Annotated in this window: 18 protein-coding genes; 17 read left to right on the top strand and 1 reads right to left on the bottom strand. The window is 71.0% G+C overall.

The window, feature by feature from the left end:
- Nucleotides 1–3 precede the first annotated feature (3 nt).
- From murD to H489_RS25920, 17 genes are all read left to right on the top strand, one after another.
- Nucleotides 4–1,539, top strand: coding sequence for a UDP-N-acetylmuramoyl-L-alanine--D-glutamate ligase (murD, locus tag H489_RS25855; RefSeq protein WP_017886623.1), 1,536 nt, complete (start codon nt 4–6; stop codon nt 1,537–1,539).
- Complete coding sequence (gene ftsW, locus H489_RS25860; RefSeq protein WP_017886624.1) at nt 1,502–2,767, top strand: putative lipid II flippase FtsW; 1,266 nt, start codon at nt 1,502–1,504, stop codon at nt 2,765–2,767. The genes murD and ftsW overlap by 38 nt, the downstream gene beginning before the upstream one ends.
- The gene (gene murG, locus H489_RS25865; protein WP_017886625.1) at nt 2,764–3,861 is read left to right on the top strand and encodes an undecaprenyldiphospho-muramoylpentapeptide beta-N-acetylglucosaminyltransferase; all 1,098 of its coding nucleotides are present in this window, start codon (nt 2,764–2,766) and stop codon (nt 3,859–3,861) included. Before ftsW ends, murG begins: the two co-directional genes overlap by 4 nt.
- Nucleotides 3,858–5,279, top strand: a complete 1,422-nt coding sequence (gene murC / locus H489_RS25870) for a UDP-N-acetylmuramate--L-alanine ligase (RefSeq protein ID WP_017886626.1) — start codon at nt 3,858–3,860, stop codon at nt 5,277–5,279. The genes murG and murC overlap by 4 nt, the downstream gene beginning before the upstream one ends.
- Nucleotides 5,276–6,664: an FtsQ-type POTRA domain-containing protein gene (locus H489_RS36720; protein WP_017886627.1), complete on the top strand. Its 1,389-nt coding sequence runs from the start codon at nt 5,276–5,278 to the stop codon at nt 6,662–6,664. The genes murC and H489_RS36720 overlap by 4 nt, the downstream gene beginning before the upstream one ends.
- A 146-nt stretch (nt 6,665–6,810) precedes the next feature.
- Entirely contained in the window at nt 6,811–7,971 is a 1,161-nt protein-coding gene (gene ftsZ, locus H489_RS25875) for a cell division protein FtsZ (protein WP_017886628.1), read from the top strand.
- Nucleotides 7,972–7,978: 7 nt separating this feature from the next.
- The gene (locus H489_RS25880; RefSeq protein ID WP_017886629.1) at nt 7,979–8,701 is read left to right on the top strand and encodes a YggS family pyridoxal phosphate-dependent enzyme; all 723 of its coding nucleotides are present in this window, start codon (nt 7,979–7,981) and stop codon (nt 8,699–8,701) included.
- 41 nt (nt 8,702–8,742) lie between these two features.
- On the top strand, nt 8,743–9,327 hold the full coding sequence (locus H489_RS25885; protein ID WP_017886630.1) for a cell division protein SepF: 585 nt from the start codon (nt 8,743–8,745) through the stop codon (nt 9,325–9,327).
- A gap of 68 nt (nt 9,328–9,395) precedes the next feature.
- Nucleotides 9,396–9,692, top strand: coding sequence for a YggT family protein (locus H489_RS25890; RefSeq protein WP_017886631.1), 297 nt, complete (start codon nt 9,396–9,398; stop codon nt 9,690–9,692).
- Nucleotides 9,693–9,877: 185 nt separating this feature from the next.
- Nucleotides 9,878–10,558, top strand: coding sequence for a DivIVA domain-containing protein (locus H489_RS25895; RefSeq protein ID WP_031259434.1), 681 nt, complete (start codon nt 9,878–9,880; stop codon nt 10,556–10,558).
- A 2-nt stretch (nt 10,559–10,560) separates the two neighbouring features.
- The gene (lspA, locus tag H489_RS0118705; RefSeq protein ID WP_228500353.1) at nt 10,561–11,247 is read left to right on the top strand and encodes a signal peptidase II; all 687 of its coding nucleotides are present in this window, start codon (nt 10,561–10,563) and stop codon (nt 11,245–11,247) included.
- Complete coding sequence (locus tag H489_RS25900; RefSeq protein WP_031259437.1) at nt 11,244–12,173, top strand: RluA family pseudouridine synthase; 930 nt, start codon at nt 11,244–11,246, stop codon at nt 12,171–12,173. The genes lspA and H489_RS25900 overlap by 4 nt, the downstream gene beginning before the upstream one ends.
- 665 nt (nt 12,174–12,838) lie before the next feature.
- Entirely contained in the window at nt 12,839–16,318 is a 3,480-nt protein-coding gene (dnaE, locus tag H489_RS25905; protein ID WP_042537439.1) for a DNA polymerase III subunit alpha, read from the top strand.
- A gap of 11 nt (nt 16,319–16,329) precedes the next feature.
- Nucleotides 16,330–17,172, top strand: a complete 843-nt coding sequence (locus H489_RS25910) for a hypothetical protein (protein WP_017886636.1) — start codon at nt 16,330–16,332, stop codon at nt 17,170–17,172.
- Complete coding sequence (gene hisD, locus H489_RS25915) at nt 17,169–18,476, top strand: histidinol dehydrogenase (RefSeq protein ID WP_017886637.1); 1,308 nt, start codon at nt 17,169–17,171, stop codon at nt 18,474–18,476. Before H489_RS25910 ends, hisD begins: the two co-directional genes overlap by 4 nt.
- A gap of 13 nt (nt 18,477–18,489) precedes the next feature.
- On the top strand, nt 18,490–18,990 hold the full coding sequence (gene nrdR, locus H489_RS0118710) for a transcriptional regulator NrdR (RefSeq protein ID WP_017886638.1): 501 nt from the start codon (nt 18,490–18,492) through the stop codon (nt 18,988–18,990).
- Nucleotides 18,987–20,063, top strand: a complete 1,077-nt coding sequence (locus tag H489_RS25920) for a quinone-dependent dihydroorotate dehydrogenase (RefSeq protein ID WP_017886639.1) — start codon at nt 18,987–18,989, stop codon at nt 20,061–20,063. The genes nrdR and H489_RS25920 overlap by 4 nt, the downstream gene beginning before the upstream one ends.
- A 232-nt stretch (nt 20,064–20,295) precedes the next feature.
- Here the strand turns inward: H489_RS25920 and H489_RS25925 are convergent, their stop codons facing one another.
- Nucleotides 20,296–20,871, bottom strand: a complete 576-nt coding sequence (locus H489_RS25925; protein WP_017886640.1) for a DUF3043 domain-containing protein — start codon at nt 20,869–20,871, stop codon at nt 20,296–20,298.
- Nucleotides 20,872–20,908 lie beyond the last annotated feature (37 nt).

A 20,908-nucleotide genomic window follows, 5' to 3' on the forward strand; every position in this document is an offset into this window, starting at 1 on the left:
CCGGTGTCCTCGTCGTCCCGTCTCGAGTCCCTCGACAGCTGGCACGCCGAAGGGTGGAAGGGGCTGAACGTCGCCGTCCTCGGCCTGGGTGCCACCGGGTTCTCGGTCGCCGACACCCTCGTCGAGCTCGGCAGCGAGGTGACGGTCTACTCGTCCGACGCCCCGGCCGACAGCGTCGAGCTGCTCGACGTCATCGGTGCCCGGTTCTTGCAGACGCCGCTCGACACCGTGCCGGACGCGCTCGTCGCGCAGGCGCCCGACGTCGTGGTCGTGTCGCCGGGGCTGCCCCCGCACAACGCCACCGTGCGGTGGTCGGTGGCGAACAGCACCGTCTGGGGCGACATCGAGCTCGCCTGGCGTGTCCGCGACAAGGTCGTCCGCGGCCCGGTCGCGGCCCCGTGGATCACGATCACCGGCACGAACGGCAAGACCACGACGACGCAGCTGACGACCGCGATGTACGAGGCCGGCGGACTGCGGGCCGTGGCGTGCGGGAACATCGGCGTGCCGGTGCTCGATGTCGTCCGCGACCCGGTCGGGTACGACGTGCTCGTCGTCGAGCTGTCGAGTCACCAGCTGCACTACATGGCGACATCCGGCGACGGTGCCGTGGTGCCCCTCGCGAGTGCCTGCCTGAACATCGCCGACGACCACCTGGAGTGGCACGGTTCCGCCGAGGCGTACCGCGCGGCGAAGGCCAAGGTCTACGAGCGCACCGTGATGGCGTGCGTCTACAACACCTCGGACGAGGTCACCCGGCAGATGGTGCAGGAGGCCGACGTGGTGGAGGGCTGCCGAGCGGTCGGCTTCACCCCCGGTGTCCCCGCCCCCGGTGACGTCGGCATCGTCGAGGACGTCCTGTGCGACCGGGCCTTCAACGAGGACCGCCGCAACAGCGCACTCGAGCTCTCGACGGTCGCCGACCTCGAGGCCGCCGGGCTCGCCAGCCCGCACATGACCATGAACGTCCTGGCCGCCGCTGCGCTGGCGCGTGCCGGCACCGTCCAGCCGAGCGCCATCCAGACGGCCGTCCGGGCCTTCCGTGCCGACCACCACCGCACCGAGCTCGTCGCAGAGTCCGCGGGCATCGCCTGGGTCGACGACTCCAAGGCCACGAACCCGCACGCCGCCACCGCGTCCCTGGCGTCCTTCGACACCGTCGTGTGGATCGTCGGGGGCCTGTTCAAGGGCGTCGACATCGACGGCCTGGTCGAGCGCTTCGGTCCGGACGTCCGCGCCGTCGTCGTCATCGGGACCGACCGGGCCCCGGTGCTCGAGGCATTCGCGCGACACGCGTCCGCGGTCCCCGTGCTCCAGGTCGAGACGACGGACACTGATCAGGTCATGCGCGAGGCGGTCCGGCATGCCGCATCGGTCGCGAGGCCGGGCGACACGGTCCTCCTCGCCCCGGCGGCGGCGTCGTTCGACCAGTTCGGCTCCTACGCCGACCGGGGGCAGCGTTTCGCTGCCGCGGTCAACGAACACCTGGGAGGAGAAGTCGATGGCGACGACACCGACGGATCTTCCGAACAGCCGTAACGGCCGGACCGCGTCGACCCCACGACGGACGAACGGCGCGATCGTCGCCGTCAAGAACGTCTTCGTCGCGGAGTCCAGCACCTTCTACACGATCCTCGGCGTCACGCTGTTCCTCGTCGTCTTCGGCGTCGTCATGGTGCTGTCCTCGTCGAGCGTCGAGGAGTACGCGGCGACCCACGACTTCTTCGGGGCGGCTTCCCGCCAGGGCCTGTACGCCGTGCTCGGCGTGCCGCTCATGCTCATCGCGAGCCGGGTCCCGACCCGGATCTGGCGGAAGTGGGCGATGCGGCTGCTCGGCGCGGCGCTCGTGCTGCAGCTGCTCGTGTTCACCCCGCTCGGTCTCGACATCCAGGGCAACCGGAACTGGATCAAGCTCGGGTCGTTCACCGCGCAGCCGTCCGAGGTCGTCAAGCTCGGCCTGGTGCTCGGCATCGGCGCGATCCTCTACGTCAAGCGGGAGAAGCTCGACGACTGGAAAGAGGTCTTCATCCCGATCGGGATCGCCTCGATGCTGTCGCTCGGGCTCGTGGTCCTGGGTGGCGACCAGGGCACGGCGATGGTCATGCTCATCCTGGTCTTCGGCGCCCTGTACATCGGCGGTGTCCGCGCCCGGCACCTGCTCGTCGGCCTGGCCGCGTTCGCCGTGATGCTGCCCTTCGTCACGATGGCGTCGGCCTCGCGGTCGACGCGCATCAGCGCATGGCTCTCCGGGTGCACCGACTCCAGCCAGTACCAGGACATCTGCTGGCAGCCCGTGCACGGCATGTGGGCGCTCGCGTCCGGCGGGGTGTTCGGCGTGGGCCTCGGCAACTCGAAGGCCAAGTGGTCGTGGCTGCCCGAGGCGGACAACGACTACATCTTCGCGATCATCGGCGAGGAGCTCGGCCTGATCGGTGCCGTCGTGGTGCTGAGCCTGTTCGTCGTGCTCGCCGTCGGCATGATCAAGATCATCCGGCAGTCCCGCGACCCCTTCGTCAAGACGGTCACCGGCGGCATCCTCGCGTGGATCATCGGCCAGGCACTCATCAACATCGCGGTCGTGCTCGGCCTGCTGCCGGTGCTCGGTGTGCCCCTGCCACTCATCTCGGCCGGTGGTTCGGCCCTCATCATGACCCTGGTGGCGATCGGCGTCGTGCTCTCCTTCGCCCGTGACCTGCCCGGCAAGAACGACCCCGGCCTGACGAACGCCCCACTCGGCCGGACCTCCACGAACGGATCACTGCGGTGAGCAAGTACCTCTTCGCCGGCGGCGGCACCGCCGGCCACGTCAACCCCCTGCTCGCGGTCGCCGACCGCCTGACCGAGCGGGAGCCCGGCGCCGAGGTCCTCGTGCTGGGCACCGCCGAGGGCCTGGAGTCCCGCCTCGTCCCGATGCGCGGCTACGAGCTGCTGACGATCCCGCGCCTGCCGTTCCCGCGGAAGCTGAACAGTGCGGCCCTGCGCTTCCCGCAGCGCTTCGCAGCGGCGGTCAAGCGGACCGAGCAGATCATCCGCGACCACGAGATCGAGGTGGTGCTCGGTGTGGGTGGCTACGCGGCCGCTCCGGCGTACATCGCCGCCCGCCGCACCGGCACCCCGATCGTCGTGCACGAGCAGAACGCGAAGCCCGGGCTGGCGAACCGCCTCGCCGCGTTCCTCACCGAGCACGTCGGCCTGACCTTCTCGAACACGCGCCTGCGCCACGGCCGCGTCGTGGGCATGCCGCTCCGTCGCGAGATCGAGTCACTCGACCGCCGTGCCTCCCGTGCCGAGGGGCTCGCCGAGTTCGGGCTGGACCCGGACCGGCCGGTCCTGCTCGTCACCGGTGGGTCCTCGGGCGCGCGGAGCATCAACCGGACGATCAACCAGTCGGCCGCCGCGATCGTCGGTGCCGGCTGGCAGGTCCTGCACGTCGTGGGCGCCGCGTCGGACATCGGCCCGAGCGACCTCGAGGGCTACCACGTGCTGCCGTACTGCGACCGGATGGACCTGGCCTACGCGGCGAGCGACTTCGTCGTGTCGCGCGCCGGCGCCGGCATGGTCTGCGAGCTCACGGCCGTCGGACTGCCGAGCGTGCTCGTGCCGTACCCGGTGGGCAACGGCGAGCAGCGTCACAACGCGAAGGACGTCGTCGACGCCGGGGGAGCCGTCCTGGTGGCCGACGGGGAATTCGACCGCGACTGGGTGACGTTCCAGTTGCTGAGCATCCTGCAGGACCGCTCCCGCATCGCGGACATGACCGTGCGGGCGGGCAGCGTGGGCCACCGCGACGGCGCCGACCGGATGACGGACCTGGTCCTCGACGCCGCGAAGGCGGCCCCCAGCACCACGGAGGAACGATGACCATCAAGCCGGACCTGACCCAGCCGATCCCGGACGACCTCGGCACGGTGCACTTCGTCGGCATCGGCGGCTCGGGCATGAGCGGGATCGCCCGGATGTTCCTCGCGGCCGGCCACCGCGTGACCGGCAGTGACTCCCGCGAGACGGAGACCACCGGCACGATGCGCGACCTCGGTGCGACGGTGCACATCGGGCACGACGCCGCGAACGTCGGCGAGGCGGACAGCATCGTCGTCACGAGCGCACTGTGGCCGGACAACCCCGAGCTCCTCGAGGCCCAGCGCCGCGGCCTGCCGGTCCTGCACCGGTCGCAGGCCCTCGCCGCCCTGATCGCCGAGCACCGCCTGGTCGCGGTCGCCGGTGCGCACGGCAAGACCACCTCGACCGGCATGATCGTCACCGCCATGGTCGAGCTCGGTCTCGACCCGAGCTTCGTCAACGGCGGCGTCATCCAGTCCCTCGGCACCAGCTCGGCCCCGGGGTCCAGCGACCTGTTCGTCGTCGAGGCCGACGAGTCCGACGGCTCGTTCCTGCTCTACGACGTCGCGGTGGCCCTCGTCACGAACGTCGACGCCGACCACCTGGACCACTACGGCAGCGAGGAGGCCTTCACCGAGGCCTTCGTCGAGTTCGCCGCGAAGGCGAGCCAGCGCGTCGTCATCTCGAGCGACGACGCCGGTGCGAAGACGGTCACGGCCGGCATCCGCCAGCGCCCGGACGCCCCCGAGATCGTCACCTTCGGCGAGGCCGCCGACGCGGACGTCCGCATCGAGGGCATCACCGAGTCCGCCGGCGTCGAGGTCGACTTCCGCGCGGGTGGTCAGGCGTACCACCTGACCCTCCGCGTGCCCGGCCGGCACAACGCGATCAACGCCGTCGGTGCCTTCGCGGTGCTGACCGGTCTCGGCGTCGCCCCGGTCGACGCGATCCGCGGGCTCGAGGCGTTCGGCGGCACCCAGCGCCGCTTCGAGCTGCACGGGGTCGAGCGCGGGGTCTCGGTCTACGACGACTACGCGCACCACCCGACCGAGGTGGCCGCCGCGCTCAAGGCCGCCCGCAACGTGGTCGGGGACGGCCGCATCATCGCGATCCACCAGCCGCACCTGTACTCCCGCACCCGTCTGATGGCCGGCGACTTCGCCAAGGTGTACGAGGAACTCGCCGACCACACGGTCGTGCTCGACGTCTACGGCGCCCGCGAGGACCCGGAGCCCGGCGTGACCGGTGCCCTGGTGCAGGAGCGCTTCGCCGACCAGTCGCGCGTCGAGTTCCTGCCCGACTGGGACGACGCTGCGGCCCGTGCGGCCGCGGTCGCCCGGGACGGTGACATCATCATGACCCTCAGCTGCGGCGACGTGTACCGGATCATCCCGCAGGTGCTCGACGCCCTGGGCACCGACGGAGCGTCGTCCCGGTGAAGCGCCCCGAGGGGTTCGACGAGGGGGACGCCCGCCAGGACGCCCCGGCCGAGGCTGCGGAAGCGCCCCGGCAGCGTCGTGGTCCCTCGAAGCCGCGGCTGCCGTTCCGCGGCCGCGTCGCCGACGCCCGGGAGGCCCGTCCCGCGTCCGACGAGTCGGCTGCGGCCGTCGAGACCCCCGCCCCCACCACCCCGGGCAGCACTCCGGCACCCGGTGCCTCCGGCACGCGCCCCCCAGCGGTCGGTGCGCCCCCGAGTGTCGGGGCGCGACGGCCGTCCGCGGGCGCAGATCCGACCACCGATGCCGCCGACTCGACGCGCGACCGCGTCGGCGCCCTCGCGGGCGCGGCCGGCCGCCGCGTCGGCGCCGGCTTCGGGGCGGTCGCCGATCGCCTGCGCGAGTACACACCGGACGAGGACCACCGCGACCCGCGCCCCGACGCGGGCAACGCGCCCCGAGGAGACGGGGCGCGACGACCGTCCGGGGGCGCGGCGGGCAGTGGACGCGACCACGACGCGACCGTGACCGACGTCCTCGACGCGAGCGGTGCCTCCCGGACGGAGCAGCACGCCGAGGCGCCCATCGGGGCGCGGGTGCGCGCCGCGGAGACCGCCCGCGAGGCGCGCATCGCGAAGCGTCGCCGTCGCCTGCTCGAGCGTGCCGAGGTCCGCCGGTTCACCCGGCGTAGCCGGCACCGTCGCGCCGCCTGGATCACGGCGGCGAGCGTCGTCCTGGTGCTCGGGGTCTCGATCTTGGTCGCGGTGTTCTCGCCGCTGATGGCGCTCCGCACGATCGAGGTCAAGGGGACCAACCGCGTCGACGAGACGGCCCTGCGCCAGGCGCTGTCCGACCAGATCGGCACCCCCCTGGCCCGGCTCGACTTCGCCGCGATCAAGCGCGACGTCGCCGGGTTCCCGCTGATCGAGAGCTACGTGACCGAAGAGGCGCCGCCGCACACGCTCGTCGTCACGGTCACCGAGCGCACGCCGGTGGTCGCCGTGCGGTCCGGCAGCACGTTCGACCTCGTCGACCCCGCCGGCATCGTCGTGCAGTCGTCGCCGAAGCGTCCGGCCACGATGCCGCTCGCCGACATCGCCCGTGCACGCCTGGGCTCCTCGAGCTTCCGCACGATGACCGAGGTCGTGCTGGCGTTGCCGTCGACGGTGCGGTCCCAGGTCACCCGCGTCGCCGGGTCCACCGCCGACGACGTCACCCTGACCCTCAAGGACGGCTCGACCGTCGTGTGGGGGAGCCCGGACGACTCGGACGCGAAGGCCGCGCTGCTCGCCGCGTTGGTCAAGGACCACGAGGCGCGGAACCCGGGCGTCGTCGTCGAGTACGACGTGTCGGCACCGGACAACGGCGTGATCCGCGCGAAGGACTGAATTGCCGGACCTGATCGGCGACACGCGGCGTGGCGGGGCGACAGTGCGCCGAACGCACCCGTAGCGTCGAAGCCAGCACCACATCTACCAGCATTGCCCCTGAACTTCAAGTAGAGGTTGAGGGTTCTACCGGAGGCCTGACTGACGTGACCACGAACCACAACTACCTCGCCGTCATCAAGGTCGTCGGTGTCGGCGGCGGCGGCGTCAACGCCGTCAACCGCATGATCGAGCTCGGTCTCCGTGGGGTCGAGTTCATCGCGATCAACACCGACGCCCAGGCACTGCTGCTCAGCGACGCCGACGTCAAGCTCGACGTCGGCCGCGAGATCACCCGCGGGCTCGGCGCCGGCGCGGACCCCGAGGTCGGCCGTCGTGCCGCCGAGGACCACGCCGAGGAGATCGAAGAGGCCCTGGCCGGCGCCGACATGGTGTTCGTCACCGCGGGCGAGGGCGGCGGCACCGGCACCGGTGGTGCTCCGGTCGTCGCGCGCATCGCGAAGTCCATCGGCGCGCTGACCATCGGTGTCGTCACGAAGCCGTTCAGCTTCGAGGGCAAGCGCCGCCAGTCCCAGGCCGAGAACGGCGTCGCTGGCCTCAAGGACGAGGTCGACACGCTCATCGTCGTGCCGAACGACCGCCTGCTCGAGATCAGCGACCGTGGCATCTCCATGGTCGAGGCGTTCGCCACGGCCGACCAGGTGCTCCTGGCCGGCGTGCAGGGCATCACCGACCTCATCACCACCCCCGGCCTGATCAACCTCGACTTCGCCGACGTGAAGAGCGTCATGCAGGGTGCGGGTTCCGCGCTCATGGGCATCGGTTCGTCGCGCGGTGCCGACCGTGCGATCAAGGCGGCCGAGCTCGCCGTCGCGTCGCCGCTGCTCGAGGCCTCGATCGACGGTGCGCACGGCGTGCTGCTCTCGATCCAGGGCGGCTCGAACCTCGGCATCTTCGAGATCAACGACGCCGCTCGTCTGGTGCAGGAAGCCGTGCACCCCGAGGCGAACATCATCTTCGGTGCGGTCATCGACGACACCCTGGGTGACGAGGTCCGTGTCACCGTCATCGCCGCGGGCTTCGACGGTGGAGAGCCGGCGCAGCAGCAGAAGGAGCGTCGCTCCAGCTACGTCGACCCGGAGTCGAGTGTCTCGGCACCCGTCGCCGCTTCGACCGGCGCGATCGAGGACTCCACCACGTCGAGCCCGTCCTGGGCCTCGCAGGAACACCAGCCGCCGGTGCAGCGCGCCGCCGACCCGGCGTTCGACGACGACGACGAGCTCGACGTCCCCGACTTCCTGAAGTAACCCGCCCGTGGTAGCCGACACGCGCCTCCAGACCTCGTCTCACGACGACGGACTGGAGGCGCGCGTTGCGTCCGTCCGGAGGGGCATCGCCGACGCAGCGCGCGCCGCAGGGCGCTCGGCCGACGAACTCACGCTGATCGTCGTCACGAAGTACCACCCGGCGTCCCTCGTGCGCGAGCTCGCCGCACTCGGCGTGACGGACGTGGGGGAGAACCGCCACCAAGAGGCACAGGCCAAGGCTGCGGAACTCGCCGACCTCGACCTGACCTGGCACTTCGTCGGGCAGCTGCAGTCGAAGAAGGCCCGGCAGGCCCGTCGGTACGCCCACGTCGTGCAGTCGCTCGACCGTGGCTCCGTCGTCGACGCGTTCGCCCCGACCGAGGCCGAGCCGGAACCGCCGGTCATCGACGGGTTCGTGCAGGTCAACCTGACCGACGACCCCGGCCGTGGTGGGGTGCAGCCGGACGACGTCGAGGCGATGGTGGAGCGCGTGCTGGCCACCGGGACGATCCGGTTGCGGGGTGTGATGGCCGTCGCACCCCTCGACGAGGAACCCCGTCCAGCCTTCGCCCGGCTCCGTTCGATCTCCGAGCGGGTCGTGGCGCTCGAGCCCGGTGCCACCGACATCTCGGCCGGCATGAGCGGGGACTACGCCGAGGCGATCCTCGAGGGCGCGACACACCTGCGGATCGGCACCGCAATCACGGGAAACCGGCCGCTCGCACCCTAGCCTCGTTGCAGGGCACCACGAGCACGAACCCCGGAGGAACCATGGCCAACCCGCTGAAGAAGACGATGGTCTACCTCGGCCTCGCCGACGAGGAACTCGACTACGGGGACGAGCAGCAGGCCGAGCCCGCGCGCCAGCAGGCAGCCCCTGCTCGCCAGGCCGCAGCGGCTGCTCCGGCGGCCGCCGAACCGCAGGAGACCCCCGCCGCGGCAGCAGCCCCGGTGGCCGTTCCCGCAGCGGCGCCGGCTCCCACCAAGACGCACACCCACCAGCGCGGCGCCCAGGTCACTCCGCTCCGCCGCTCGCACACGACCGCACAGAAGGCGACCCCGGTCCAGGAAATGAACGAGATCCTCACCGTCCACCCGCGCGAGTACAAGGACGCCCAGTCCATCGCCGAGAGCTTCCGCGACGGCATCCCCGTCATCATCAACCTCTCGCAGATGACCGAGGGTGACGCTCGACGCATGATCGACTTCGCCTCCGGTCTGTCGCTCGGGCTGTTCGGCAAGATCGAGCGCGTCACCAACAAGGTCTTCCTCCTGTCGCCGGCGCACGTCGCAGTGAGTGGTGAGCCTGCTGAGGTAGAGTCCGACATCGAGGCGAACTTCTTCGCCCAGTCCTGAGCCGTACCCGGCACACCCGCCCCTGAGCGTCGTCTGACGACGCTCGCCCGAGACGAGCGAGCCCCATCGTGTCCGTGATCCTAGGGATCATCTCCCTCGCGTTGCTCCTGTACTTCTTCGTGATGTGGGGGCGCTTCGCGCTCGACCTCGTGCAGAGCTTCAACCGCTCCTGGCGTCCGCGCGGGGGCATGCTCGTGGTGTCCGAGTTCGTCTACACGATCACGGATCCGCCCATCCGAGCGGTGCGACGGGTCCTCCCGCCGCTCCGCCTGGGGCCGGTGGCGCTCGACTTCGGCTGGACGATCGTGATGCTCGTCGTCATCATCGCCCGGTTCGTGGTCGCCGCCCTGGCACGCGGTATCTGAGCGGACTCCCGTCCGCGACACGCGCCACGCCAGGCGCGCGGCACGGTTCCGCCCCATCGTCGGTGTACGGTGGTCGGGATCGATGCCCGCTCCGGTGGCGCATCCGCACCGCACGGTACGACTGGTAAGTTCGGTCGCACCGCATGCGGTTCCACACGTTCAGCAGTTCTATTGAGGTGACGGCAATGGCTTTGACGCCGGAAGACGTAGTCAACAAGCGGTTCCAGCCGACGAAGTTCCGCGAGGGCTACGACCAGGACGAGGTCGATGACTTCCTCGACGAGGTCGTGGTCGAGCTCCGTCGCCTGACCGCGGAGAACGACGAGCTCCGCCAGCGCCTGCAGGCGGCCGAGTCGGCCCCGCAGTCGGCGCAGGCCGAGCAGCCCGCTCCTGCAGCGGAACCGGAGCCCACGCCGGCACCGGTCGAGGCAGCACCGGAGCCCGCTCCGGTCGCCGCGGCCGCTCCGGTCACGACGGTCCCCGCCGACGAGGACACCGAGGGCACCACGAACCTCCTGACCCTGGCGCGTCGCCTCCACGAGGAGCACGTGCGCGAGGGCATCGAGAAGCGCGACGCGCTCATCGCCGAGGGCACCGCCCAGGCGGCTCGCCTGGTCTCCGAGGCCGAGGCGAAGCAGCGCCAGATCATCGCCGACACCGAGAACACGAACCGTCAGCGTGTCGCGGTGCTCGAGCAGGAGCAGCGCCAGCTCGAGGGCAAGATCGACGAGCTCCGGACGTTCGAGCGCGACTACCGTGCGCAGCTCAAGAGCTACATCCAGGGGCAGCTCTCCGAGCTCGACTCCTCGGGCGAGCAGTCCGGTCTCACCCCGGCGCCGGCTTCGGCGCAGGGCTTCGGCAACTGACGTTGTCGCGACCAGCATCACGAGCGAAGGTCAGTGTCCGCGCTATCGCGGCACTGGCCTTCGCCGCTGTCGTGGTGGTGGCGTTCGACCAGGTCGCCAAGACGCTGGTCGTCGCGAACCTGCCGTACGGCACCCCCGTGCCGGTCCTGGGCGGGGCGTTGCAGTTCCTGTACGTCCGGAATCCGGGGGCCGCGTTCTCGTTCGCGGTGAACATGACCTGGGTGTTCTCGGTCATCTCGGCCGCGGTCGTCGTCGCGATCATCGTGTACTCGCGTCGCATCCGGTCGATGTGGTGGGCGATCGTGCTCGGCATGCTGCTCGGCGGTGCGCTGGGCAACCTGCTCGACCGGCTCTTCCGTGAACCCGGGTTCGGTCGGGGGCACGTGGTCGACTTCATCTCGACCCCCTGGATGATGCCGGCGATCTACAACGTCGCCGACTCCTTCATCTGCATCAGCATGGTGGTCTTCGTGCTGCTGGTGATCCTCGGGGTGAACCTCGACGGCACCCGCACGCTCTCGGCCAAGCGCCAGGCGCAGCTCGACGCGGCGGAGCCGGCCGACCCGGCGCAGCCGCTCGACGGTGGGGCCGCGTTCTCGTCGACCGACGCTGCTCTCGACGAGCCGACCCGCGCTTCCAGGCCGAACGACGGCGACCGTCGCGACACGCTGGGCCACGACGCCACGTGACCGAATCGCGTTCTCTTCCCGTGCCCGACGGGCTCGCCGGTGAGCGCGTCGACGCCGCCATCGCGAAGCTCCTCGGCTTCAGCCGTTCGTTCGCGGCCGACGTCGTCGCCGCGGGCGGCGTCCGCGTCGACGGTGTTCCCGTCGACAAGTCGGACCGGCTGCACGCCGACTCCTGGCTCGAGGTCGAGTGGACCCCGAAGGAGCCGCCGCGCATCGTGCCGGCAGCCGTGCCGGGCATGACGATCGTGCACGACGACGAGGACATCGTCGTCGTGGACAAGCCCGTCGGCGTCGCCGCGCACCCCTCGCCGGGGTGGGACGGGCCGACCGTGCCCGGGGGCCTCGCCGCCGCCGGGTTCACCATCGCGACCTCCGGTGCCGCCGAACGCGCCGGGATCGTGCACCGGCTGGACGTCGGGACCTCGGGCCTGATGGTCGTCGCGAAGACCGAGCTGGCGTACACACACCTCAAGCGGGCGTTCAAGGAGCGCACGGTCGAGAAGGTCTACCACGCGCTCGCGCAGGGCCACCCCGACCCGACCTCCGGCACGATCGACGCCCCGATCGGTCGGCACCCGTCGAGCGACTGGAAGTTCGCGGTCACGTCGGAGGGCAAGCCGAGCGTCACCCACTACGAGACGCTCGAGGCCTTCCGCTCCGCGACCTTGCTCGAGGTGCACCTGGAGACCGGGCGCACGCACCAGATCCGGGTGCACATGGCCGCGACCCGCCACCCGCTCGTCGGCGACACGATGTACGGTGCCGACCCGGTGCTGGCGGCCGAGCTCGGGCTGACCCGCCAATGGCTCGACGCCGTCCGGCTGGGCTTCGACCACCCCCGCACGGGCGAGTGGGTGTCGTTCGAGGCGCAGTACCCGGACGATCTGCAGGCAGCGCTGGAGCAGATCCGGAGCGCGTCGCTCTGACACACCCGGCCGCTCGTGCCGAGGGGTCACGACGTGTCGGCTACGGCGCCGCCAGGCGACGCCTGCTGCACACGCGGCGGCGCGCCTGCGGCGTGTCCTGCCCGCTCGGCGGCGCGCGCCGCGCGTGTCGCGATCCGATGCCGGTCTGGAGGCGCGGTGCGGGCCCGCCCCGAGCCTCCCGTCCGCCCCGCCCGGCCGCTTTCGCCGCGGGGTCACGAAGTGTCGGCTGCGGCGCCGCCAGGCGACGCGTTCTGCACCCGCGGCGGCGCGCGTGTGGCGTGTCCTGCCCGCTCGGCGGTGCGCCCTGCGCGTGTCGCGACCCGATGCCGGTCTGGAGGCGCGGTGCGGGCCCGCCCCGAGCCTCCCGTCCGCCCCGCCCGGTCTCTTTCGCCGAGGGGTCGCGAACTGTCGGCTGCGGAGCCGTCAGGCGACGCGTTCTGCACCCGCGGCGGGCTGCCTGCGGCGTGTCCTGCGCCCCCGAGTCGGCGCGCCGCGCGTGTCGCGACCCGATGCCCCGCCCCGAGCCTCCCGTCCGCCACGACGCGCGCGGGAATGTGGGCGGCCGCAGTTAGGCTGTTCCCACCCCGCAGCACACCGTACGAACCGGAGGTTCCGTGTCGGATTCCGACTCCTTCGTCCACCTGCACGTGCACAGCGAGTACTCGATGCTCGACGGTGCCGCCAGGCTCTCCGACCTCGTGGCGGAGACCGCCGCGCAGGGGATGCCCGCCGTGGCGGTGACCGACCACGGCAACATGTTCGGCGCCTTCGAGTTCTGGAAGGCCGCCAAGGCCGGTGGCGTCAAGCCCATCATCGGGACCGAGGCGTACATCACGCCCCGCACGCACCGCTCCGACAAGACCCGTGTCCGCTGGGGTGACGGCGGCGGCGACGACGTGTCCGGTGCGGGCTCGTACACGCACATGACGATGTTCGCCGAGAACACCACCGGCATGCACAACCTGTTCCGGTTGTCGTCCAAGGCGTCGCTCGAGGGCTACTACTTCAAGCCCCGCATGGACATCGAGCTCCTGCAGGAGTACCACCAGGGCATCATCGCCACGACGGGCTGCCCCTCGGGGGAGATCCAGACGCGCCTGCGCCTCGGCCAGTACGACGAAGCGGTGCAGGCCGCCGCCGACTACCGCGACATCTTCGGCAAGGAGAACTACTTCGCCGAGGTCATGGACCACGGGCTCGAGATCGAGCGCCGGATCATGAGCGACCTGATCCGCCTGGCGAAGGACCTCGACATCCCGCTGGTCGGCACGAACGACCTGCACTACACGCACGCCCACGACGCCAAGTCGCACGCGGCACTGCTCTGCGTGCAGTCCGGTTCGACCCTGAACGACCCGAACCGCTTCAAGTTCGATGCCGACGAGTTCTACCTGAAGACCCCGGCGCAGATGCGACACGTCTTCCGCGACAACCTCGAGGCCTGTGACAACACGCTGCTCATCGCCGAACGCTGCAACGTCGAGTTCGACACCTCGGCGAACTACATGCCGAAGTTCCCGGTGCCCGAGGGCGAGACCGAGCACTCCTGGTTCGAGAAAGAGGTCGCGAAGGGGCTGGAGTACCGGTACCCGGGCGGCATCTCGAAAGAGGTCCAGGACCGCGCCGACTACGAGGTCGGCATCATCAACCAGATGGGGTTCCCTGGCTACTTCCTGGTGGTCGCGGACTTCATCAACTGGTCCAAGAACAACGGCATCCGCGTCGGTCCGGGGCGTGGCTCCGGTGCCGGCTCGATGGTGGCGTACGCGATGCGCATCACCGACCTCGATCCGATCCGGCACGGTCTGATCTTCGAGCGGTTCCTCAACCCGGACCGCGTCTCGATGCCCGACTTCGACGTCGACTTCGACGACCGGCGCCGCGGTGAGGCGATCAAGTACGTCACCGAGAAGTACGGGTCGGAGCGCGTCGCGCAGATCGTCACGTACGGCACGATCAAGGCGAAGCAGGCGCTCAAGGACTCCTCACGCGTCCTCGGGTTCCCGTTCGGCATGGGCGAGAAGCTCACCAAGGCGATGCCACCGCCCGTGATGGGCAAGGACATCCCGCTCACCGGGATCTTCGACAAGGACCACCCGCGCTACAAGGAAGCCGTCGATGTCCGCACCGTGGTCGAGACCGACCCCGAGGCGAAGACCGTCTTCGACACCGCACTCGGGCTCGAGGGGCTGAAGCGCCAGTGGGGCGTGCACGCGGCCGGCGTCATCATGTCGAGCGACCCGCTGATCGACATCATCCCGATCATGAAGCGGGAGCAGGACGGCCAGATCGTCACGCAGTTCGACTACCCGGCGGCGGAGTCGCTCGGCCTGATCAAGATGGACTTCCTGGGGCTCCGCAACCTCACGATCATCAGTGACGCCCTCGACAACATCAAGACGAACCGGGGGACCGAGCTCGACCTCGAGAACATGGGGCTCGAGGACCCCGAGGCGTACGCGCTCCTGCAGCGCGGTGACACCCTCGGTGTGTTCCAGCTCGACGGTGGGCCGATGCGTGGCCTGCTGCGGCTGATGAAGCCCGACAACTTCGAGGACATCTCCGCGCTCATCGCCCTGTACCGTCCGGGGCCCATGGGTGCGAACTCGCACACGAACTACGCGCTCCGCAAGAACGGTGAGCAGCCGATCACGCCGATCCACCCGGAGCTCGAAGAGCCCCTGAAGGACATCATCGGCACGACCTACGGCCTGATCATCTACCAGGAGCAGGTCATGGCCATCGCGCAGAAGGTCGCCGGGTTCTCCCTCGGCCAGGCGGACATCCTCCGCCGCGCGATGGGCAAGAAGAAGAAGTCCGAGCTCGACAAGCAGTACGCGGGCTTCCAGCAGGGCATGAAGGACAACGGCTACTCCGATGCGGCGATCAAGACGCTGTGGGACATCCTGCTGCCCTTCTCCGACTACGCGTTCAACAAGGCGCACTCGGCGGCCTACGGCGTGGTGTCCTTCTGGACCGCGTACCTCAAGGCGCACTACCCGGCCGAGTACATGGCGGCTCTGCTGACCTCGGTCGGTGACGCCCGCGACAAGCTCGCCCTGTACCTGAACGAGTGCCGACGCATGGGCATCAAGGTCATGCCGCCGGACGTCAACGAGTCGATCGGCTTCTTCGCCGCAGTCGGTGACGACATCCGCTTCGGCATGGGTGCCATCCGCAACGTCGGGTTCAACGTGGTCGACGACATCGTCAAGGCCCGGACCGAGAAGGGCGCGTTCGAGTCCTTCCACGACTTCCTGCGCAAGATCCCGATCTCGTCGGCGAACAAGCGCACGGTCGAGTCGCTCATCAAGGCCGGTGCGTTCGACGAGTTCGGGGACACCCGCCGTGCCCTGGTGGAGATCCACGAGGGCGCCGTCGAGGGCGCGGTGAAGGTCAAGCGTGACGAGGCCCACGGCAACGTCGGGTTCGACTTCGACTCGCTCTTCGCCGAGGCCGCCGAGGACACCCCGAGCGCCGCGGTGTCCCAGGTGCCGGACCGGCCGGAGTGGTCCAAGCGCGACAAGCTGGCGTTCGAGCGGGACATGCTCGGGCTCTACGTGTCCGACCACCCGCTCGCCGGACTCGAGATCGAACTCGCGAAGCACCAGTCGATCACCATCGCCGACCTGCTGACCGCCGACGACTCGATCGAGGGTGAGACGGTCACCGTCGCCGGCCTGCTGACGAGCGTGCAGCACCGGGTGGCGAAGACGAGCGGCAACCCGTACGGCATCGTCGACATCGAGGACTTCGGCGGGCAGATCGGGGTGATGTTCCTGGGCAAGACGTACCAGGAGTTCGGCCCGTCCCTGGTGGCCGACTCGATCGTCGTCCTGCGCGGCCGCGTCAACGTCCGCGACGACGGCAAGGCCCTGCACGCGGTGAGCATGTTCCAGCCGAACGTCGGCGACGCGATGGGTTCCGGCCCGCTCACCCTGTCACTGCCAGAACGGCAGGCCACGACGACCACGGTGACGGAACTCGCCGCCGTGCTCGGCCGTCACCAGGGCGACACCGAGGTCCGGCTGAAGCTGCTGAAGGACGACGTGGCACGCACCTTCGAGCTGCCGTTCCCGGTGAACCTCACCCCGGACCTGTTCGGCGAGCTGAAGAGCCTGCTCGGACCCCGCTGCCTGGTCTAGGAGCGTCGACCATGGCCGGTCCGCCGCTGCCGCCGGGCCCGGGCGTGCTGCGGGCGTTCGGCGTGCACGACCGCCCGCTCGAGCGGCTCGGCGGCGGCCGCGGGCTGACGTGGCGCGCCGGGGACGTCGTGCTCCGGCCGTCCGGCGACCCCCTGGAGGCCCGGTGGCGGTCCGCCACGCTGGCCCGGCTCGTCCACACGGCCGGGTTCCGGACCCCGCGTCCGGTCGCCGCCGAGTCCGGGGACTGGATCGTGGGCTCCGGCACCGGCACCGGCGACGGCGGGTGGGAGGCCTGGGGATGGGTCGACGGCTCGACCGACCCGACCCGCGTGGACGACGTCATCGCCGCGGGCGCTGCCTTCCACCGGGCCGTCGCGGACCTGCCGCGTCCCGAAGTCCTCGACCAGCGTGAGGACCCCTGGAGCCGGGCGGACCGGATGGTCTGGGGCAACGCACCCCTGCCGGACGATCCGACGCTGGACCGCCTGGCGGCGACGTTCCGGCCGGTGACGTCCCCGTCCCAGCTCGTCCACGGTGACCTGCTCGGCAACGTGCTCTTCACGCCGGGGGAGCCACCCACGGTGTTCGACTGGGCGCCGTACTGGCGTCCGGCGGGCCTCGGTGCCGCGATCGCGGCGGTCGACGCCGTGACCTGGCACCGGGTCGCCGTCGGCCGGCTCGGCGTGCTCGGGACCGGCGTGCCGGAGTGGCCGCAGCTGCTTGTCCGTGCGCTGGCGTTCCGGATCGCCACGCTGCACCTGCTCGACGCGTGGGACACCGACCAGGTCGCCCACCACCGGCCCGTGGTCGACGCGGTCGTGCAGCACGCCGCCGGTACGCTGGAGGCCTCATGATGCAGCGAATCGACCTCCGCGGCGGCCTCCCCGCCCGTGCCGAACTCCTCCGACTCATGCCCCGTGCCGCGGGTGACGTGTCGCACGCGGTCGACGCCGCGCGCGAGTTGATCGAGGACGTCCGACACCGTGGGGCCGCGGCCCTGCGCGACCAGGCCGAGCGCTTCGACGGTGGGGCCCCCGCGAACGTACGGGTGCCCACCGCCGAGATCACCGCCGCGGTGGCCGGGCTCACCCCCGAGGTCCGGGCGGCCCTCGACGAGGCGATCCGCCGCGTCCGTGCCGCGAGTGCCGCGCAGATCCCCGCTCCGTCCGTGACGACCCTGGCCGACGGCGCCGAGGTCCACCAGCGCTGGCAGCCGATGCGCCGTGTCGGGCTCTACGTGCCCGGCGGCAAGGCCGTCTACCCGTCCAGCGTCGTGATGAACGTGGTCGCCGCCCAGGTCGCGGGCGTGCCCTCGATCGCCCTCGTGTCGCCGCCGCAGCGCGACCACGGCGGCGCGGTGCACCCGACGATCCTCGCCGCGGCGGGGCTGCTCGGCATCGACGAGGTCTACGCGATGGGTGGTGCCGGAGCCGTCGGCGCGCTGGCGTACGGCGTCGCCGAGATCGACCTCGAGCCCGTCGACCTGGTCACCGGGCCGGGCAACAACTACGTCGCCGCCGCCAAGCGCCTGGTGCGCGGTGTGGTGGGCATCGACTCCGAGGCCGGGGCGACCGAGATCCTCGTGATCGCGGACGACACCGCCGACGCGGGGTTCGTGGCTGCCGACCTGATCAGCCAGGCCGAGCACGACGAGCAGGCCGGCAGCGTGCTGGTGACGACGTCCGCGGCGTTCGCCGACGCGGTGGAAGCCGCCATCCCGGAACGCACGGCGGTGCTCGGGACGGCTGCGCGCCTCCAGACCGCCCTGGACGGGCCGCAGTCCGCGATCGTCCTGGTGGACTCGCTGACCGACGCCGCGACCGTGAGCAACGCGTACGGGCCGGAACACCTGGAGATCCAGACGGTCGACGACGACGCCGTGCTGGCCGACATCGACGCCGCCGGTGCGGTGTTCGTCGGACCGAGCACGCCGGTGAGCCTGGGGGACTACCTGGCCGGGTCGAACCACGTGCTGCCGACCGGCGGCCAGGCCCGCTTCGGGTCCGGACTGTCCGCGTCGACGTTCCTGCGACCCCAGCAGATCGTCCGGTACACGCCCGAGGCCCTGGCCGAGGTGGCGCCGCACATCGTCGCCCTGTCCACCGAGGAGCAGCTCCCCGCGCACGGGGCCGCCGTGACGGAGCGCACGAACCGATAGCCTGGGGAACGACATGTTCTGCCCCTTCTGCCGCCACCCGGACTCCCGCGTCGTCGACTCACGGACGAGCGACGACGGAACCTCCATCCGCCGCCGTCGACAGTGCCCCAACTGCGGTCGACGGTTCTCGACCACCGAGACCGCATCGCTCAACGTCGTGAAGCGCAACGGCGTCACCGAGCCGTTCAGCCGCGACAAGATCGTCTCCGGTGTGCGCAAGGCGTGCCAGGGGCGCCCGGTCACCGACGGCGACCTGGCCGTCCTCGCGCAGCGCGTCGAGGAGACCGTGCGCTCCTCCGGGTCCAGCCAGATCGACGCGAACGACATCGGCCTCGCGATCCTCGCGCCCCTGCGGGAGCTCGACGAGGTCGCGTACCTGCGCTTCGCGAGCGTCTACCAGGCGTTCGACTCGCTCGAGGACTTCGAGGACGCCATCGGCCAGCTCCGTCGCGACCACCACGGGACGGCCGACAGCGCCGCCGGCTCGTCCGCACCGTCCGGCACACGCGCGTGAGCGGCATCGCCGAACGGATCGTGCGCGGCGGGTACCGCGTCGTGTTCCGCTCCGTGTTCGCGAACATGGACCCGGAACGCGCCCACCACCTGGCCTTCGCCGTCATCGCTGGGCTGCCTCGCGTGCCGTTCCTGAGCGGGGTCGTCGAGCGGTACTGCCGCCCGTCGGCAGCCGACGGCATCACCACGATGGGCATCCACTTCCCGTCGCGCTTCGGCCTGGCGGCGGGCTTCGACAAGGACGCCCGCGGCATCGCCGGGCTCGGCCTGCTCGGCTTCGGCCACGTCGAGGTCGGCACCATCACCGCAAAGCCGCAGCCCGGCAACGAGCGCCCGCGCCTGTTCCGACTGATCGGCGACCGCGCCCTGATCAACCGCATGGGCTTCAACAACCACGGCGCGGCTGCGGCCGCCGGACGTCTCGAGCGCGCCCGCCGCAACCCGGGCCGGCCCGTGATCGGCGTGAACATCGGCAAGAGCCGGGTCGTCTCGGTCGAGGACGCCATCGACGACTACCTCGAGTCCACCCGCCGCCTGGCGACGTTCGCGGACTACCTGGCGGTCAACGTCAGCTCGCCGAACACGCCCGGTCTGCGCGGACTGCAGGAACTCGACCAGCTCCGACCGCTGCTCTCCGCGGTGCGCGACGGCGCGGGGCGCACCCCGGTGCTCGTCAAGATCGCACCGGACCTGACCGACGAGCAGATCGACGCGATCGCGGGCCTGGCGGTCGAGCTCGGCCTGTCCGGCGTGATCGCGAACAACACGACCACCGCGCGCGAGGGACTGACGGCCGACCCGTCCGACGTCGAGGCGATGGGTGCCGGTGGACTCTCCGGTGCGCCGGTCGCCGCGCGTTCGCTCGAGGTCCTGCGTCGGGTCCGCGCCGCCGTGCCGGCGGACTTCTGCGTCATCGCCGTCGGTGGCGTGACCACCGAGCAGGACGTGCAGGACCGCATCGACGCCGGGGCGACGCTGGTGCAGGGCTACACGGCGTTCCTCTACGAGGGGCCGACCTGGGCAGCGCGCATCAACCGGCTGCGCCGACGTCGGCTGCGTCGCGCCGCGCGCTAGTCGCGACCACCATCCGGACGGGAGGCCCGTGGCGACGCCGCCACGGGCCTCCCGTCCGTCCTGGGGCGCGCCTGCGCATCGGGTGAGCAGAACACGCCGTGGCTCGCCAGTCGACCCGTCGTGTTCTGCTCACTCGATCACCGATGCGGAGCGGGGGAGCGGGGAACAGGGGAGCGGGAACGACGAAGCGCCGCCCGGCAGGCCGGGCGGCGCTTGGTTCGTGTGCGTGTGGCTAGAGCGTGGGGTACTCGCCGCGCCGGACCTGGGGCTTCGGCAGCCGCAGGAACCGCAGCTGCCACGCCCGCGTCAGGATGTAGAGGAACGTGCCGCGCTGGAAGTCGCCGAACTTGGTGGTGAGCTTGCGGCGGAGCGACAGCCAGAGCACCACGCAGTCGATGACGAACAGCGCCACGAACGCCCACACCAGCAGGAGCGAGTAGGACGCGACCACGGTCTGCGCGGCGGCGAACCCGACGATGAGGAACAGCACGAGCACGGGCATCATGACCTCGCCGACGTTCCAGCGGGCGTCGATCCAGTCGCGGACGAAGCGTCGCTGCTCACCGCGGTCCTTGGCCGGCAGGTAGCGCTCCTCGCCGTTGGCCATGCCGACCCGTGCGCGCTCGCGCTCGGAGTTGAGGCGTGCACGGGCTGCCTTCTTGTCGACCGGCGTGTTGCCGACGAGGGGGCGGCGGTTCGCTGCCTCTCGCTCGCGGCGGGACGGCGTCGGGCGGCCCTTGCCCTGCTCGAGGAGCTCGGCCTCGGTCGGGTTGACGGTCGTGTTGGTCTTGGGGGCTGCCTTCGCCACGGTGCGTTCCTAACGGCGGTGTGCGTGCGGGATCTCC

The organism is Curtobacterium flaccumfaciens UCD-AKU (genome assembly GCF_000349565.1).
In the GTDB taxonomy this organism is placed as follows: domain Bacteria; phylum Actinomycetota; class Actinomycetes; order Actinomycetales; family Microbacteriaceae; genus Curtobacterium; species Curtobacterium poinsettiae.